We start from the raw sequence: 14576 nt of genomic DNA on the forward strand, positions 1-14576 counted from the left end.
TCAGAACCGGAACTCGCGTGATCGAGCCCGGAACTCGCGTGATTCGAGGCGGTACGGGCGCAATCACGCGAGTTCCGGCTTCAATCACGCGAGTTCCGGCTTTAATCACGCGAGTTACGGGAACCGGCCCGGTCAGGACGTGAAGTCGAAGCCGCCGGGGCGGTCGTTGCGGTCGGCCAGGAGGCCCGCCAGCGTCGCCAGCGCGATTTCCGGCGGGGTGCGGGAGCCGATGTTGAGCCCGACCGGGCGGTGCACCCGGGCGATGTCGGACCCGGGCACGCCCAGCCCCTGCAGTGCGGCCACGTGCGGACCCGGGTGACGCGGGTTGCCGAGCACACCCACCCACCGCGGCTGCCCCGCGAGCGCGGCCTTGAGCACCGCGCCCAGCTCGGGCCGGTGGTGGTCGGTGACGACCACGTCCGCCGACGCGTCGAGCGGCGGCAACGTCGTCTCCGCCTCGAACCCCTCCGGGACGTCGGTCGCGCGCGCCGCGTCGGGCTCGAACAGCGCCACGCGGTAGCCGAGGTCCTTCGCGAACTTCAGCAGGTACCGCGAAACCGGCGACGCGAACACCGCCACCAGGGTCCGCAGTCCCGGGTCGGCCGGGGCCGTGCCGTGGGCGACGTCGCAGGTCTCACTCATGCCGCCCAGTGTGTCAGCCGCCGACCTGCTCGCCCACCGTCACGCGGAACTGCCAGACGTCGGTCCTGCCCTTGACGAGCACCAGGTACCCGTCGCTGACCCGCAGCACGACCCGCTTCTGCGGCGACGACGGCCGCGGCGGCCGGTGCCGCTTGGCCAGCAGGTGCGCCTCGCCGAACGCGGTGTCGCGGTCCGGGTAGCCCGCCGCGTCGGCGACTCCCCAGCCGCGGCCGTCCCCCGCGCCGCCCTGCTCTTCGATGACCACCCACCACATCGCACCCATGCCGGTCCGACGCGCCCGGGTCGCCGGCGGTTTCAGATCTCTTCGAGCACGCTCAGCCGGAAGTGGAACGTCGACGTCCGGCCCTCGACGATCACCACGTACCCGCCCGGGCCCCGCAGCACCGTCCGCGACTTCGGCGACCACGGGTAGGCCGGCTGGTACTCACGCGCCAGCCGCAGCGCTTCGGCCTCGGCGGTCTCCTGGTCGGCGTAGGAAAACCGCTCGGACAGCGACCAGTTCCGCTCCGAGGTGCGCTGCTCCTCCACGAGCACCCACCAGGTCATTCCGGTTCCGCCACCGTCTCGCCGAGCGTCACGCGGAAGTGGAACGTCGTCGTGCGGCCGGTCGCGATCACCAGGTAGCCGTCGCCGACCCGCAGCACCTTCCGCTCCTTGACCGCCGGCGGGTGCACCGGCTGGTGCGAGAACGCGAGCCGCCGCGCCACCTCGTCGGCGTGGGCGCGGTCGGCCCCCGCCGGTTTCGTCTTCGTGACGTTCCAGGCGCGCGCGTCACCGCCACCGCGCTGCTCCTCGACGACCACCCACCACATGTCAGACCTCCGGCTCGGCGAACTCGAAGTACTCCGGCAGCGGCGCGGTCCCCGCGAGGCGGAAGTACCGCACCTTCCGCCGCCGCCGCAGCCGCAGCGTGTCGCGGACGGCGTCGTTGTGGACGCGGCGGGCGATCACCACCCGGTGCTCGGCGTCGGTCAGCTCCTCGGCCAGCTCGGCCGGCAGGCCCGCCCGGTCGACGCGGCCCAGCTGCAGCGTCAGCTCGTTTTCCGCGCCCTCGCGGTCGGCCCGCGGCGCGGCTTCGGCGCGCTCGGCCGACGTCCGCAGCGTGGTGTCACCCGAGACGGCCGCGACCGCCCGCGCGACCACCGACCGCCGGGCCAGCGCGGCGTCCAGGGCGGCCCAGCCGGCGTCCGTGCGGATGTGCAGGCGGTCGAGCCGGTTGGCCGTCGCCACCAGGAAGAGCCCGCCCAGCAGCACCACCAGGGCGAGCACCGGGAACAGCCAGCCGAGCACGCTCACCGGGCGAGCTCCCGCTCCGGCGCCGCGACCCGCCGGGGATCGGCCGCGACGGCCGTCTCGTAGACGCGCAGCACCTGCGTGGCCACCACCGACCAGTCGTACATCGTGACGCGCTCCCCCGCCGCCGCGGCCAGCGACGCCCGGCGCGCCGGGTCGCCGAGCAGCTCGCGCAGGCCATCCGCGAGCGCGGCCGGGTCGCCGGTGTCGACGAGCAAGCCGGCGCGGCCGTCGTCGAGCACCCGCCGGAACGAGTCGAGCCCGCTGGCCAGCACCGGGGTGCCGGCCGCCATCGCCTCGGTGAGGATCATCCCGAAGCTCTCGCCGCCGGTGTTGGGCGCGCAGTAGACGTCGACGCTGCGCAGCGCTTGGGCCTTCACGTGGTCGTCGGCCTGGCCCAGCAGCTCCAGGTGCGGGGCCAGCTCCGGCCCGGCGTCGCGGCGCAGCTGGTCTTCGTCGCCGCGGCCGACCACGACCAGCCGCAGGTCCTCGAACTCCGGCAGGATCCGCCGCAGCGCTTCCAGCAGCACACCCATGCCCTTGCGCGGCTCCCCGAACCGGCCGACGAACCCGACGGTGCCCCCGGCCCGCGGGTAGCCCGGCAACGGCGTCGCCGCGGAAAAGAAGCCGACGTCGACGCCGTTGGGGATCTCGACCGCGTCGCCGCCCGCGTGCTCCACCTGGACGCGGCGGGCCAGCGCGGACACCGCGATCCGCGCCGTGATCTTCTCCAGCAGCGGCCGCAGCACCGGCTGGAACGCCGACAGCGTGCGCGAACGCGTGGTAGCCGTGTGGAACGTCGCCACGATCGGACCGTCCGCGATCAGCAGCGCCAGCAGCGCCAGGCTGGGCGCGGCCGGCTCGTGCAGGTGCAGGACGTCGAAGTCGCCTTCACGGATCCAGCGGCGCACGCGCGCGTAGGACACCGGGCCGAACTGCAGCCGCGCGACCGAGCCGTTGTACGGGATCCCGAGCGCCTTGCCGGCCGGGTGCACGAACTCCGGCAGCTCCGCGTCCTCGTCCGCGGGCGCCAGCACCGACACCTGGTGGCCTCGCGCGAGCAGCGCCTTCGTCAGGTCGATGACGTGCCCTTGGACGCCGCCGGGCACGTCGAAGGAGTAGGGGCACACGATGCCGACCCGCATCGGCCGCGCGGCCACCGCTCAGCTCGCTTCTTCGAGGCTGACCCGCTCGGCGGCCTCGAGGTCGGCCGGCCAGAACTTCTGCACCATGTGCCAGTCGGCCGGGTGCGCGGCGATGTCGCCGGCGAAGATGTCCGCCAGGGCCTGGGTGGCGGCCGGGACCTCGGCCCGCGCGGTGACGCGGATGCGCGGGTGCAGCCGGATCTGCCAGCCGTCCTCGGTGAACCAGCAGCCGGCCGGGATCAGCGCGGCGCCGGTCGTCGCGGCCAGCCGCGCCGGGCCGCCGGGCAGCCGGGCCGGCTCGCCGAAGAACTTCACCGGGATGCCGCTGGTGGTCAGGTCGCGGTCGCCGACCAGGCAGACGGCCTTGTTCTCGCGCAGCCGCTTGAGCAGCACGCGCATCGCCGAGCTGTCACCCGTGAGGGGGACGATTTCGAAGCCGAGCGACTCCCGGTACTCGACGAACCGGCGGTAGAGCGACTCCGGCTTCAGCCGCTCGGCCACCGTCGTGAACCCGCCGAGGTAGCCGGCCAGCCACACGCCGGCGACGTCCCAGTTGCCGCTGTGCGGCAGCGCCATCACCGCGCCGTTGCCCTCGGCCAGCGCCGCGTCGAGGTTCTCCACGCCGGTGATCGACGCCGCGACCTTGGCGCTGACCTCCTTGTGGTCCATCGACGGCAGCCGGAACGTCTCGTGCCAGTAGCGGGCGTACGAGCGCATCGCGCGCCGGGTCAGCTCGTCGAGCTCGACCGGGTCGGCCTGCGGCACCACGCGGGCGAGGTTCGCGCGCAGCTGCCGCACGCCCCCGCCGTCGCGGCGGACGGCGAGGTCCGCGCCGAGCGAGAAGACCGTGCCGCCGAACCCGGCGGGCAGCCAGCCGGCGAGCTTCCACCCGGCCGCGTAGCCGAAGGCGCTCAACCGCTCTGACAGCTTGCTCATGCGCACGCCTCGCTGACGCTCCGCGCGGCCTGAGCCGAAAGCGCAGTGGTGGATGATGCGTTCGCAGGCTCTCTCATGCGGGCTGCTCCCCCGCGGCGGCCTCGCGGGCCGCCTTCGCCACCGCGGCCGTGCGCTGCAGCAGCGTGATCACCGACAGGACGGCGAGCAGCCAGAGCGTCACGTCCACGGTGTACGGGATGCCGAAACCGTGCAGGCCGGTGCCGACCAGCGCGATGATCAGCCGCTCGGCGCGTTCGACGAGCCCGCCGTCGACCGGCAGGCCGGAGGCGTCGGCGCGGGCCTTGACGTAGGAGATGACCTGGGCGAGGACCAGGCACAGCAGGGCCGCGGCGGCGGCCGGGCGGTTGTCGTCGACGACGAAGCACCACCAGGCGATGGCGGCGAACAGGGCGCCGTCGACCAGCCTGTCGCAGGTGGCGTCGAGGACCGCGCCGAACGGGGTGCCGTAGCCGCGGGCCCGGGCCATGGCGCCGTCGAGCAGGTCGAGCATGGCGAAGCCCCACACCGTGAAGGTGCCCCACAGCAGGTGGTCGGTCGGGAAGAAGGCCAGCGCGCAGACGACCGCGCCGGCGGTGCCGAGCACGGTCATGGCGTTCGGGGTCAGCCCGGCGCGGACCAGCGCCTGGCCGATCGGATCGGTGACGCGGGAGACGGAGGCACGCGCGAAGATATTGAGCATCGGTTCGTCGAGGCACCTGGCTACGAGGGTCGGGTGGGCGAATGCAGCCTATCCACCCGCCTCGGTGATCCCGACGCGCCGTCCCGGGTCAGCCCGATTTGGTGAGCTCGCCCTCGTGTTCCCGCGCGTCTTCGGCGGCCTTGGCGGCCGCGCACTTCGGCGAGAGCTGACGCCGGATCGCGGCGCTGATCTCCCCGAGCGCCGTCACCTGCTCGGGTGTCAGCGGGTCGAACAGGCTCTCGCGGACGGCTTCGACGTGCCCGGGCGCGGCCGCCTCGAGCGCGGCGAAGCCGGCCTCAGTCAGCACGGCCCACGCGCCGCGCTTGTCGGTCGGGCACGCCTCGCGGCGCACCCAGCCGTTCGCCTCCAGCCGGGCGACGGCGTGCGAAAGGCGGCTGCGGGACGCCTGCCGCGCGTCGGCGAGTTCGCTCATCCGCAGGCGGCGGCCGGGCGCTTCCGAGAGGGCGACGAGGACTTCGTAATAGGTGTGCGGCATGCCCGAGTCGTGCTGCAGCTGGCCTTCGAGGTGCGCGCTGAGCATGCGGGTGGCCGAATTGAACTCACGCCAGACGCGCTGTTCGTCGTCGCTGAGCCATCGGGTTCCGGACATAACCCCATCATACTCTCGGTTGAACACTCAATCAGGAGTTTTTGCCGGTCAGGGCGCCGGTGATGCGGACGCGCGTCACCAGGCGCCGGCCAGCAGGTCCCGCGTTTCCCCCAGCAGCTGCGGGAGCACCTTCGTCTGGCCGATGACCGGCATGAAGTTCGCGTCCCCGCCCCACCGCGGCACCAGGTGCTGGTGCAGGTGCGCGGCGATGCCCGCGCCCGCGATGTGGCCCTGGTTCAGGCCGATGTTGAACCCGTGCGCGCCGGACACCGCGCGGATCACCTTCATCGCGTGCTGCGTGAATTCGGCGACCTCGCGCGTCTCCTCGACCGTCAGGTCGGTGTAGTCCGCGACGTGCCGGTACGGCACCACCATCAGGTGCCCCGGGTTGTACGGGTACAGGTTCAGCACCGCGAAGACCAGGTCGCCGCGGGCGACGATCAGGCCGGTTTTGTCGTCCAGCGAAGGGATCCGGCAGAACGGGCAGCCGGTGTCGCCGTCGTCGTCCGGCCTGTCCTGGCCCTTGATGTAGGCCATCCGGTGCGGGGTCCAGAGGCGCTGGAACGCGTCCTGGACCCCGACGCCCTGCTGCTCGACGAGCTCGGGACCCTCACTCACCGAACGACCGTCTCCAGCGCGTCGGCCGACGGCGACGCGTTTTCGCGGCGCCCGACCCACTCCGCGATCGCCTCGACCGCCTTTTCCACCGGCACGCCGTTGATCTGGCCGCCGTCGCGGAAGCGGAACGACACCGCGCCCGCCTCGACGTCCTTCGCGCCGGCCAGCAGCATGAACGGCACCTTCTGCGTGGTGTGCGTGCGGATCTTCTTCTGCATCCGGTCGTCGCTCGCGTCGACTTCGGCGCGGATCCCCTTGGCGCGCAACGCCTTCTCGATGCCCTGCAGGTGCTCGACCTGGTCGGCGGTGATCGGGATGCCGACCACCTGCACCGGCGCGAGCCACGCCGGGAACGCACCCGCGTAGTGCTCGGTCAGCACGCCGAAGAAGCGCTCGATCGAGCCGAACAGCGCGCGGTGGATCATGATCGGCCGCTGGCGCGAGCCGTCCGGCGCGGTGTACTCGAGCTCGAACCGCTTGTTCTGGTTGAAGTCCAGCTGGATGGTCGACATCTGCCAGGTGCGGCCGATGGCGTCCTTCGCCTGCACGGAGATCTTCGGGCCGTAGAAGGCCGCACCGCCCGGGTCCGGGACCAGCTCGAGGCCGGAGTCGACGGCGGCCTGCCGCAGCGTTTCGGTGGCCTCCTCCCACTCCCAGTCCTCGCCGATGAACTTGTCGGAGTCACCGCGGGTGGACAGCTCGAGGTAGAAGTCGGAGAGGCCGTAGTCGGCCAGCAGGTCGAGGACGAACTTGAGCAGCGACCGCAGCTCGCCCGGCATCTGCTCCTTGGTGCAGTAGATGTGCGAGTCGTCCATCGTCAGGCCGCGCACCCGGGTGAGGCCGTGCACCACGCCGGACTTCTCGTAGCGGTAGACCGTCCCGAACTCGAACAGCCGCAGCGGCAGTTCGCGGTAGGACCGCCCGCGCGAGCGGAAGATCAGGTTGTGCATCGGGCAGTTCATCGCCTTGAGGTAGTAGTTCTCCTCTTCGAACTGCACCGGCGGGAACATCGTGTCCGCGTAGTACGGCAGGTGGCCGGAGGTGTGGAACAGCTCGCCCTTGCTGATGTGCGGGGTGTTCACGAACTCGTAGCCGGCCTCCTCGTGGCGGCGGCGCGAGTAGTTCTCCAGCTCGCGGCGGATGATGCCGCCCTTCGGGTGGAACACCGGCAGGCCGGAGCCGATCTCCTCGGGGAAGGAGAACAGGTCGAGCTCGGCGCCGAGCTTGCGGTGGTCGCGGCGCTCGGCCTCGGCGATGCGCTCGAGGTAGGCGTCCTGCGCCTCGGCCGACTCCCACGCCGTGCCGTAGATCCGCTGCAGCTGCGGGTTCTTCTCGCTGCCCCGCCAGTACGCGGCGGCGACGCGGGTCAGCTTGAACGCCGGGATGAACTTCGTCGTCGGCACGTGCGGGCCGCGGCAGAGGTCACTCCAGACACGTTCCTTGGTGCGCGGGTCGAGATTGTCGTAGATGGTGAGTTCGCCCTCGCCGACTTCCATCACCTCGGAGGTGTCCACTTCGGACTTGAGGTCGACCAGTTCGAGCTTGAACGGCTCGTCCGCCAGTTCCTTCTTGGCCTTGTCGACGGAGTCGAAAACGCGCCGCGAGAACTGCTGGGCGCCCTTCACGATCTGCTTCATGCGCTTTTCGAGCGCCTGCAGGTCTTCCGGGGTGAACGGCTTTTCGACGGCGAAGTCGTAGTAGAAACCGTCCTTCACCGGCGGGCCGATGCCCAGCTTGGCGTCCGGGAACTGCTGCTGCACGGCCTGGGCGAGCACGTGCGCCGCCGAATGGCGGATGACGCTGCGGCCGTCGTCGGTGTTCGCGGCGACCGGCTCGACCTCGGCGTCGGCTTCCGGCGCCCAGGCGAGGTCGCGCAGCTTCCCGCCGGCGTCCCGGACGACGACGATCGTGTCCGCGCCCTTGGTCGGCAGGCCGGCTTCGCGGACCGCCGCGCCCGCCGTAGTGCCCGCCGGTACCACCACACGGGAGGCGGCCACGGGGGAAACGGGGGGCGACTGGGACACGATCGGCTCCTCAAGCTGGAGTGACAAAGATGACGCCGTCGATGCTAGTCGTCGGCGTCTTCGGGCCTCACGCGCGTGGCGCGAACGCCGGACCGGCCGCTTCCCCGCGGGGAAGCGGCCGGTCCGGTCGGGCTCAGAGGGTCTCGACGACCTGGTCGAAGTCCAGCCGCGGCAGGCGGTCGAACCAGGGGTTCTCGCCCGGCTTGCCGACGTTGACGACGACCAGCGAGCGCCACTTGCGGTCCGCGAAGAACTCGTCGTCGACGCCCTGGGCGTCGAAGCCGGTCATCGGGCCGGCGGCCAGGCCGGCGGCGCGGACGCCGATGATGAAGTAGCCCACCTGCAGCAGCGAGTTCAGCTTCGAGAACTCGACGCGGCCCTGCTCGTCGGCGAAGTTGTCCTTCACGTGGGGGGCGTGCGGGAAGACCTGCGGGATGTTCTCGTGGAAGTCGACGTCCGCGGCCAGCACGACGGTCAGCGGCGCGGCTTCGGTCTTGTCGCGGTTGCCCGGCGACATGTGCGGGAGCAGGCGGGCCTTCGCCTCGGCGGTCCGGAGCACCAGCGCGCGCAGCGGCTGGGTGTTCATCGACGTCGGGGCCCACTTGACGAGGTCGTAGATCGCGCGGACCTGCTCCTCGGTCACCGGCTCGGAGCTGAAACTGTTGGCCGTGCGGGCGTCGCGGAACAGCAGGTTCTGGACGTCCGCGGGGAGGGCGAGGGCCTCGTTCTGCTCGGCAAAGGTGGTCATGGGGCTGGGCTTCCTTCCGTTGGGTCGGTACCCCGTGCAACCAAGTTGAGCGTTGAACTATTTCGCGTTCGACCAGTTGCCTGGATCACAGGCGGAAGACACCCGGACGCGAGCCGTTCACCCGGCCGGCGACGGCAATCCCGGGAGTACCTGCGCCCCCGGATGCGAACACGGCCGCCGGCTCCCCACGGCGGGGAGCCGGCGGCCGTGGCGCGCGGCGCGGCGTGGACGGGTCAGTAGGCGCCCTGGCCGCCCATCACCGCGCGGAAGGTCTTCCAGAGGATCACCAGGTCCAGGGCGAGGGACCAGTCCTCGACGTAGCGCAGGTCGAGCCGGATGCTCTCCGCCCACGTGAGGTCGCTGCGGCCGCTCACCTGCCAGAGACCGGTCAGCCCCGGCTTGACCAGCAGCCGGCGGCGGGCGTCCGGCGCGTACTGCGCGGTCTCCTCCGGCAGCGGCGGCCGCGGGCCGACGAGCGACATCTTCCCGGACACGACGTTGAACAACTGGGGCAGCTCGTCGAGCGAATAGCGGCGCAACAAACCACCCACCCGGGTGATACGCGGGTCGCGCTTCATCTTGAACAGCGGCCCCGCGCCCTCGTTTTCCTGCTCGAGGGTTTTCCGGATTTCGTCGGCATCGGTGACCATCGTCCGGAACTTGAGCATGGTGAACGTCGCGCCGTCGCGGCCCACGCGGCGCTGGCGGTAGATGACCGGGCCGCGGTCGTTCAGCTTGATCGCGACGGCGATCACCAGCAGCAGCGGCGACATCAGGGTGAGCAGCAGCGCCGAGCCGCAGCGGTCGACGATCTCCTTTACCACCCGGCGGCCGCCGGTGAACATCGGCGCGGTGACCCGCAGGAGCGGCATGCCGAGCACGCCGGTGACGTTGAGGCGGGGCCCGGCGACCTCCATCAGCACGGGCGCCACGACCATCTCCGCGCCGGTGCCCTCCATGTCCCAGGCCAGCCGCTGCAGCCGCTTCGGCGTCCAGTACTGGTCGGCGGTGATCGCCACGACCCGGTAGCCGCCGCGCCGTACGTGCCGGGACAGCTCCTCCAGCCGGCCGACGACCGGGACGCCGTCGATCTCGCCGCTTTCGCGCTCGGCGCCGTGGCCGCTGAAGGTGCAGGCCGCCTCGACGCGCCAGCCGACGTGCACCTCGGAGCGGGTGCGGGCGATCAGGTCGGCGACGGTTTCCGGGCTGCCGGCGGCCATCACCGGCAGCAGGCACAGCCCCTTGGCCCGCTTGCGGTGCAGCACCTGGCGCAGCAGGTACCGCTGCGGGAAGGCGACCAGCGCGATGGCCGGGACGACGACGAACACCCAGATCTGGACCTCGAGCGCGCCGAACAGCAGGCCGCCCAGCGCGACGAGGACGGCGGCGGTGATGAAGCCGCGGCCGAGGGTGCGGTACTCCTCCGCGCCTTCGCCGAGCACGCGCGGACTCCAGGCCCGGCTCACCGGCAGGGAGACGAAGATCGCGAGCATGGTGCCGAAGGCGTGCATGTCGTGTGGGGCAACGCGGTCGATGACGAACGCGCTGATCGCGATCACCAGCAGCGTGATGAACACGTCGCTGCCGATGACCCAGGCTCTGTACCGCGCTTCCCAGGCCGCGGGCCACGCCTTGGCGGCGGGGCCGCCGGCGTCGTCACCGTCCCGCTTGGCGGGACGCGGGATGGCCTGGAGGTCGATGTGCGGCGGTGGCTGGCTCACCGTGTACGAAGGCCGCACCGACTCTTCCATCTGACCTCCCGGGAACATGATCCAGTTGACCCGCGGGCACGCAGCGTCACCGAAAACGATTTCGGAGAGTCACTACAGTTCTGTAGTCGCGCAGAGCCCGCGGAGGCTTCACACGGCAAGTTATCGGCGACTCTCTCGGCAGCGTTACAAGGATTTCCAGCCACATGGTGCGAGAGTTCCCCGCCAGAAAATGGCCGGGACATAACAAGATGATGACGATGGGTAATAGCGCGTATCCCCGTGAAAATCACGTTCCGTAGCCAATAGAGCGATGCCCGCACTCGGGTGGACCAAGCAGCGCCGAACGGCCGAACGGGCCGGTCGGCTCTACTGTGGACACTGACGGCGCCCGCTGGTCCACAGTGGACCAGCGGCCCGGCGGCCGCCGGCGCGCGGACCGTCAGTGACATTCATCGCCACCGCGTCACGCGCGACCGTTGTGTCACACGTCGGGCCGCGCGGGTCCGGCGCGGGAACGCGGGCGGCTCGGGCGCTGCGGCGTGCCGAGGATCACATCGTCCTCCCACGGGGTCACGTTCGACAGAAAGCCGTCGCGGCGACACGGTCCGGAGGCAGTTCCGGCGGGCCTCGGCGGCGGGGGCGCTGACTGCGCTCGTGAGCAGATACGGCCGGGCCGAACGGATCGTTCACTCCGGTTGGCCCGGCGACGGCGGCCGGCGCGGAAATGCGGCCCGGCCTGGGCGCGGCTGCGGCGGCGCGCATGAAGAAAGCCCCGTCCGCATCTCGGCAGACAGGGCTCTCTGAGTTCTCGCGTGGGCGATACTGGGATCGAACCAGTGACCTCTTCGGTGTGAACGAAGCGCTCTCCCGCTGAGCTAATCGCCCGCTCGCGGTGGTGTGGTGAACTCTACCGTACGACTTTCAGGCGCCTGCAAACGGGTGGTCCTCGGCGACCACACTCCGCTTACCGGCGGGTACGGAACGCACAACCCCGAGCTAGCCGGGGTTGCGCGGACGGGGGGCCGCCTGACGCCACGTTCGACATCCGTGCGACGGTGCTATCGCCCGGCGGCTAAACCGCGCAGTATGGAGGTCGTGGGCCCCACGGGGCGCGCCGGTCAGCTGCGCGCCGTGGGTGGTCACGGGTGGAGACGGGGGCCGAAGAGCCCGTACGGGTGATCTGCGGCGCACCCGCGACGGAACAGGCCTCCCGATGCGTCCCAGTGGTGATGCCCTCGGCCGGGCCGGGCCGGGAAGGGAGACGAAGGGTAGGACGATGCGCAACGATCACGTGACGCTCCGCTCGACGGCGGTCTTCGACCTGCTGGCGCCGCGGACTCCCGCGGTTCCGGTGAAGGTGGAGCTGCGCTACGACACACGCGACCCGTACGCGGTCGTCGCAGCCTTCCGCACCGGCCGCGCCGGCTGGGTCGAGTGGGTGTACGCACGTGACCTCCTCGCGGACGGCCTCCTGGCCGACGCGGGCGACGGCGACGTCCGCATCCGCCCCTCGGTCGAGGACCCCGAAGCGGTCCTGATCGAGCTGAACTCCCCGTCCGGCCACGCGATGTTCGAGGCGTCGGCCCAGGAGCTGGCGGACTTCCTGGACCGCACGTACGACGTGGTCCTCCCGGGCAACGAGCACCTCTGGGTCGACGTCGACGACGCCCTCACCCACCTCATCCCCCACGATCTGGCCTGATGACGGGGTTGCAACAGCGGAGTGACACCCCGGTGTCGGACGCGGTTTCGGGATCCGATATGGTTTTCCCACACCACGGCGACGGGTTCCCGGAGCTGCGGAGTGCGGATGTAGCGCAGCTGGTAGCGCATCACCTTGCCAAGGTGAGGGTCGCGGGTTCGAATCCCGTCATCCGCTCGATAGGCTCTCGGGCCTAGTCACGGTGGAGTGGCCGAGAGGCGAGGCAACGGCCTGCAAAGCCGTGTACACGGGTTCGAATCCCGTCTCCACCTCGCGCGATTAGCTCAGCGGGAGAGCGCTTCCCTGACACGGAAGAGGTCACTGGTTCAATCCCAGTATCGCGCACTCGATCGCGGGAGAGCCCTGTTTGCGGAACACGCAAACAGGGCTCTCTTTGTCGTGTCCTGTGGGGGCCGAGCCTCACACCCCCGCCGGGGCGCACGCACCCGGACCCCCAGGGTGGTCACCTTCCGGGGCATGCTCGGCAGCCGGCCTCGAGGTGCGATGGTCCTCAGTCCCCGTGTCCGCAAAGCCTGGGAGCCTTACCAACTCTGCCCTCGCCCCGCCCGCTGCGCGACCTCCGGAATCCGATCCTTCGTCAGCCACCTGCTGTGGCTGTGGCCCTCTTGGAAGGCGGACGTCGGCAGAATCGGCGGACGCCGCTCCTGCCCACGCCCCGGGGTCGTCGAGCTCGTTGCCGTCCCAGGCCGGCCACCAGAAGCGGATCCGGAAGTTGAACCGCCGCCACGGATGTCCCTCCGGCGTACACAGCACGAACGGCTCCTGATGGCTGTCCATCAGCTCCGCGTAGAGCACCGCGATGCCGGGCGGCAGCACCACGAACCTCGTGCCCGCAGGCGTCTCGGTCCGTCCCTTCTTCGGGCGTGAGTTCCCACGCCGCGTCGGGGGTTGCTGACGGCCGTCCGCATGATGATCATCACCCTTCCAGCCTCCTTTGTAGACCTTCCCACCGACCTCCTTCAGCGGCGTCCGGATCTCGATGCCACGGCGCTCGGAGTCGTACTCGTGCCGCTGCTGCCCGACAAGTTCACCCCATCGGGCGCCGGTATAGGAATCCATACCCGAACGTCGTTACACGGGTTCGCCGGGATCATCCGGGCGCGCACGGCGGCGTTGAGGATGGTGGAGAACAGCGCGAAGTACGAGGCCACCGACGACTCGGCATAGTCCTCGTGCAGCTCCGACAGCCACCGCTCGATCTCGACATAGCCGTTGAAGATCGCGATCAGCGGCCACGCCTTCCACTGCGGCAGCAGCTGCGTGTCGAGGAACGACCGGTACTTCGCGACCGTGTTCAGCTCCAGCCGCGGAGCCACGCCCGCCAGCCACTCCTCGGCAAAGTCATCGAACCGGGTCTCCCCATCCCGCGGGCCCAGCCAGAGGTTTCGCCGGATCAGGGCCTCCTGCTCCAGCCCCACTCCTCGGCAGCCTTCTTGGTGGGGAAACCGGACCTACTCCCCCACGTCCCGTCGGGACGCTTGTACCGGGCACGCCACTCACCCGTGCCGGGCTCTTCCTGGCCGTGGGCCATCCTTGACTCCTCTTCTTCTCTACGATCTCGGCGACATCGGCGCGGGTGAACCGGTAGTGCTTGCCGAACCGGTGATGCGGCAACACGCCGACAGCGGCCTGGTCCTTCAACGTCCTCGGCGACAGCTGCAACAACTCCCCCACCTCCTCCGCGGTCAACAACGCATCCGGATCCGGCAGCGGCTCCGTCAGTGTCGCCCGCACCGCCACGGCGAGCTCACGGATGGCCACGGCGACAGCACAGCTGTCGCCTTCGCCGTGGTCGCATTCGATCTCCATCGCGCACTCCATTCTTCTTGTCGAGCAATCGAGCCAGCTCGAAATAATCTCGAAGAGCCTCGAGCATGAGCAAACCCAACGACGGCCCCACGATTCCACGACGCTGCTATTCATAGAACCGATATCCGAACCATCGTTGAACGTGGGCTCGAGAAAACGGAAATGATGCCCCATCAGCACCGAAACACCTCTGGATTTTCACGACCCCTCCGAAGCAGCGATGATGCGCCAAGTGCGGCACACCGACGCTCCCAACTCTGGCGATCGGCTCCGCCGGAGACATGCAGTGGCCAGCAGACCAGCTCCGAGGGCGACAGCCGTCCGGTACGTCCCGGCCACCGCCACTGGAGAGGATCCCAGGCGGGTCGCGGTCGATGCCCAGTCCGCCAGGGGCAGTATCGGTTGTCGCCCACGTCGGCCGGGGATCGAAGACGAGGGTGCTGATCAGGTAGTCGTCGCGGGGCAGGGTCAGGTGCGCGGTGTCGCAACCACTGGACCACCCCGAACCTGCGCTCACCCGAGGCCGGCGACCGCTGGACCTGGCTACTGCTCACCGCCTACACCCAGCTCCGCCTCCCCCGCGACGTCACAGCGG

The 14576-nt window shown here is 70.4% G+C and carries 16 protein-coding genes and 4 tRNA genes; 4 read left to right on the plus strand and 16 right to left on the minus strand.

What is annotated here, in order from left to right:
* Positions 1-132: 132 nt before the first annotated feature.
* The 14 genes from C2L59_RS38935 to C2L59_RS39000 form a co-directional block, all read right to left on the minus strand.
* Positions 133-642 carry an XdhC family protein gene (locus C2L59_RS38935; protein ID WP_103354606.1) on the minus strand — a complete coding sequence of 170 codons (510 nt, stop codon included), beginning with the start codon at positions 640-642 and terminating at the stop codon, positions 133-135.
* Positions 643-655: 13 nt separating this feature from the next.
* Positions 656-916 (minus strand): hypothetical protein, encoded by a 261-nt coding sequence (locus tag C2L59_RS38940; RefSeq protein ID WP_103354636.1) that lies wholly within the window; start codon positions 914-916, stop codon positions 656-658.
* Between the two features lie 41 nt (positions 917-957).
* Positions 958-1209, minus strand: coding sequence for a hypothetical protein (locus C2L59_RS38945; RefSeq protein ID WP_103354607.1), 252 nt, complete (start codon positions 1207-1209; stop codon positions 958-960).
* Complete coding sequence (locus tag C2L59_RS38950) at positions 1206-1475, minus strand: hypothetical protein (RefSeq protein WP_103354608.1); 270 nt, start codon at positions 1473-1475, stop codon at positions 1206-1208. The genes C2L59_RS38945 and C2L59_RS38950 overlap by 4 nt, the downstream gene beginning before the upstream one ends.
* 1 nt (position 1476) lies before the next feature.
* Positions 1477-1959, minus strand: a complete 483-nt coding sequence (locus C2L59_RS38955; RefSeq protein WP_103354609.1) for an NUDIX hydrolase — start codon at positions 1957-1959, stop codon at positions 1477-1479.
* Complete coding sequence (locus C2L59_RS38960; protein WP_103354637.1) at positions 1956-3101, minus strand: glycosyltransferase family 4 protein; 1146 nt, start codon at positions 3099-3101, stop codon at positions 1956-1958. The genes C2L59_RS38955 and C2L59_RS38960 overlap by 4 nt, the downstream gene beginning before the upstream one ends.
* A gap of 18 nt (positions 3102-3119) precedes the next feature.
* A complete protein-coding gene (locus tag C2L59_RS38965; RefSeq protein WP_103354610.1) occupies positions 3120-4037 on the minus strand; it encodes a phosphatidylinositol mannoside acyltransferase in 918 nt (305 codons plus the stop codon).
* Positions 4038-4110: 73 nt separating this feature from the next.
* The gene (gene pgsA / locus C2L59_RS38970; RefSeq protein ID WP_103354611.1) at positions 4111-4737 is read right to left on the minus strand and encodes a phosphatidylinositol phosphate synthase; all 627 of its coding nucleotides are present in this window, start codon (positions 4735-4737) and stop codon (positions 4111-4113) included.
* A gap of 88 nt (positions 4738-4825) precedes the next feature.
* Positions 4826-5347 carry a MarR family winged helix-turn-helix transcriptional regulator gene (locus tag C2L59_RS38975; RefSeq protein ID WP_103354612.1) on the minus strand — a complete coding sequence of 174 codons (522 nt, stop codon included), beginning with the start codon at positions 5345-5347 and terminating at the stop codon, positions 4826-4828.
* Positions 5348-5422: 75 nt separating this feature from the next.
* Complete coding sequence (locus C2L59_RS38980) at positions 5423-5965, minus strand: HIT domain-containing protein (RefSeq protein ID WP_103354613.1); 543 nt, start codon at positions 5963-5965, stop codon at positions 5423-5425.
* Positions 5962-7989 carry a threonine--tRNA ligase gene (gene thrS, locus C2L59_RS38985; RefSeq protein WP_103354614.1) on the minus strand — a complete coding sequence of 676 codons (2028 nt, stop codon included), beginning with the start codon at positions 7987-7989 and terminating at the stop codon, positions 5962-5964. The genes C2L59_RS38980 and thrS overlap by 4 nt, the downstream gene beginning before the upstream one ends.
* Positions 7990-8122: 133 nt before the next feature.
* Complete coding sequence (locus C2L59_RS38990) at positions 8123-8737, minus strand: malonic semialdehyde reductase (protein ID WP_103354615.1); 615 nt, start codon at positions 8735-8737, stop codon at positions 8123-8125.
* Positions 8738-8970: 233 nt separating this feature from the next.
* Positions 8971-10488 carry a sugar transferase gene (locus C2L59_RS38995; protein WP_199199529.1) on the minus strand — a complete coding sequence of 506 codons (1518 nt, stop codon included), beginning with the start codon at positions 10486-10488 and terminating at the stop codon, positions 8971-8973.
* 774 nt (positions 10489-11262) lie between these two features.
* Positions 11263-11334 (minus strand) — tRNA-Val (locus C2L59_RS39000).
* A gap of 391 nt (positions 11335-11725) precedes the next feature.
* Between C2L59_RS39000 and C2L59_RS39005 the strand changes: the two genes are divergently transcribed.
* From C2L59_RS39005 to C2L59_RS39020, 4 genes are all read left to right on the plus strand, one after another.
* Positions 11726-12151, plus strand: a complete 426-nt coding sequence (locus C2L59_RS39005; protein WP_013227152.1) for an SsgA family sporulation/cell division regulator — start codon at positions 11726-11728, stop codon at positions 12149-12151.
* Positions 12152-12255: 104 nt separating this feature from the next.
* Positions 12256-12328: transfer RNA gene (locus tag C2L59_RS39010), tRNA-Gly, on the plus strand.
* 24 nt (positions 12329-12352) lie between these two features.
* A tRNA-Cys gene (locus C2L59_RS39015) sits at positions 12353-12423 on the plus strand.
* Between the two features lies 1 nt (position 12424).
* Positions 12425-12496 (plus strand) — tRNA-Val (locus C2L59_RS39020).
* Positions 12497-13131: 635 nt separating this feature from the next.
* On the opposite strand, the gene C2L59_RS49550 is transcribed toward C2L59_RS39020, so the two are convergent.
* Both C2L59_RS49550 and C2L59_RS49555 read right to left on the minus strand, forming a co-directional pair.
* Positions 13132-13590 carry a phage integrase SAM-like domain-containing protein gene (locus C2L59_RS49550; protein WP_233223929.1) on the minus strand — a complete coding sequence of 153 codons (459 nt, stop codon included), beginning with the start codon at positions 13588-13590 and terminating at the stop codon, positions 13132-13134.
* Positions 13514-14155, minus strand: a complete 642-nt coding sequence (locus C2L59_RS49555) for a helix-turn-helix domain-containing protein (RefSeq protein WP_370444820.1) — start codon at positions 14153-14155, stop codon at positions 13514-13516. The genes C2L59_RS49550 and C2L59_RS49555 overlap by 77 nt, the downstream gene beginning before the upstream one ends.
* Positions 14156-14576 lie beyond the last annotated feature (421 nt).

Origin of the sequence: Amycolatopsis sp. CA-128772 (assembly GCF_002904295.1) — a bacterium.
In the GTDB taxonomy this organism is placed as follows: domain Bacteria; phylum Actinomycetota; class Actinomycetes; order Mycobacteriales; family Pseudonocardiaceae; genus Amycolatopsis.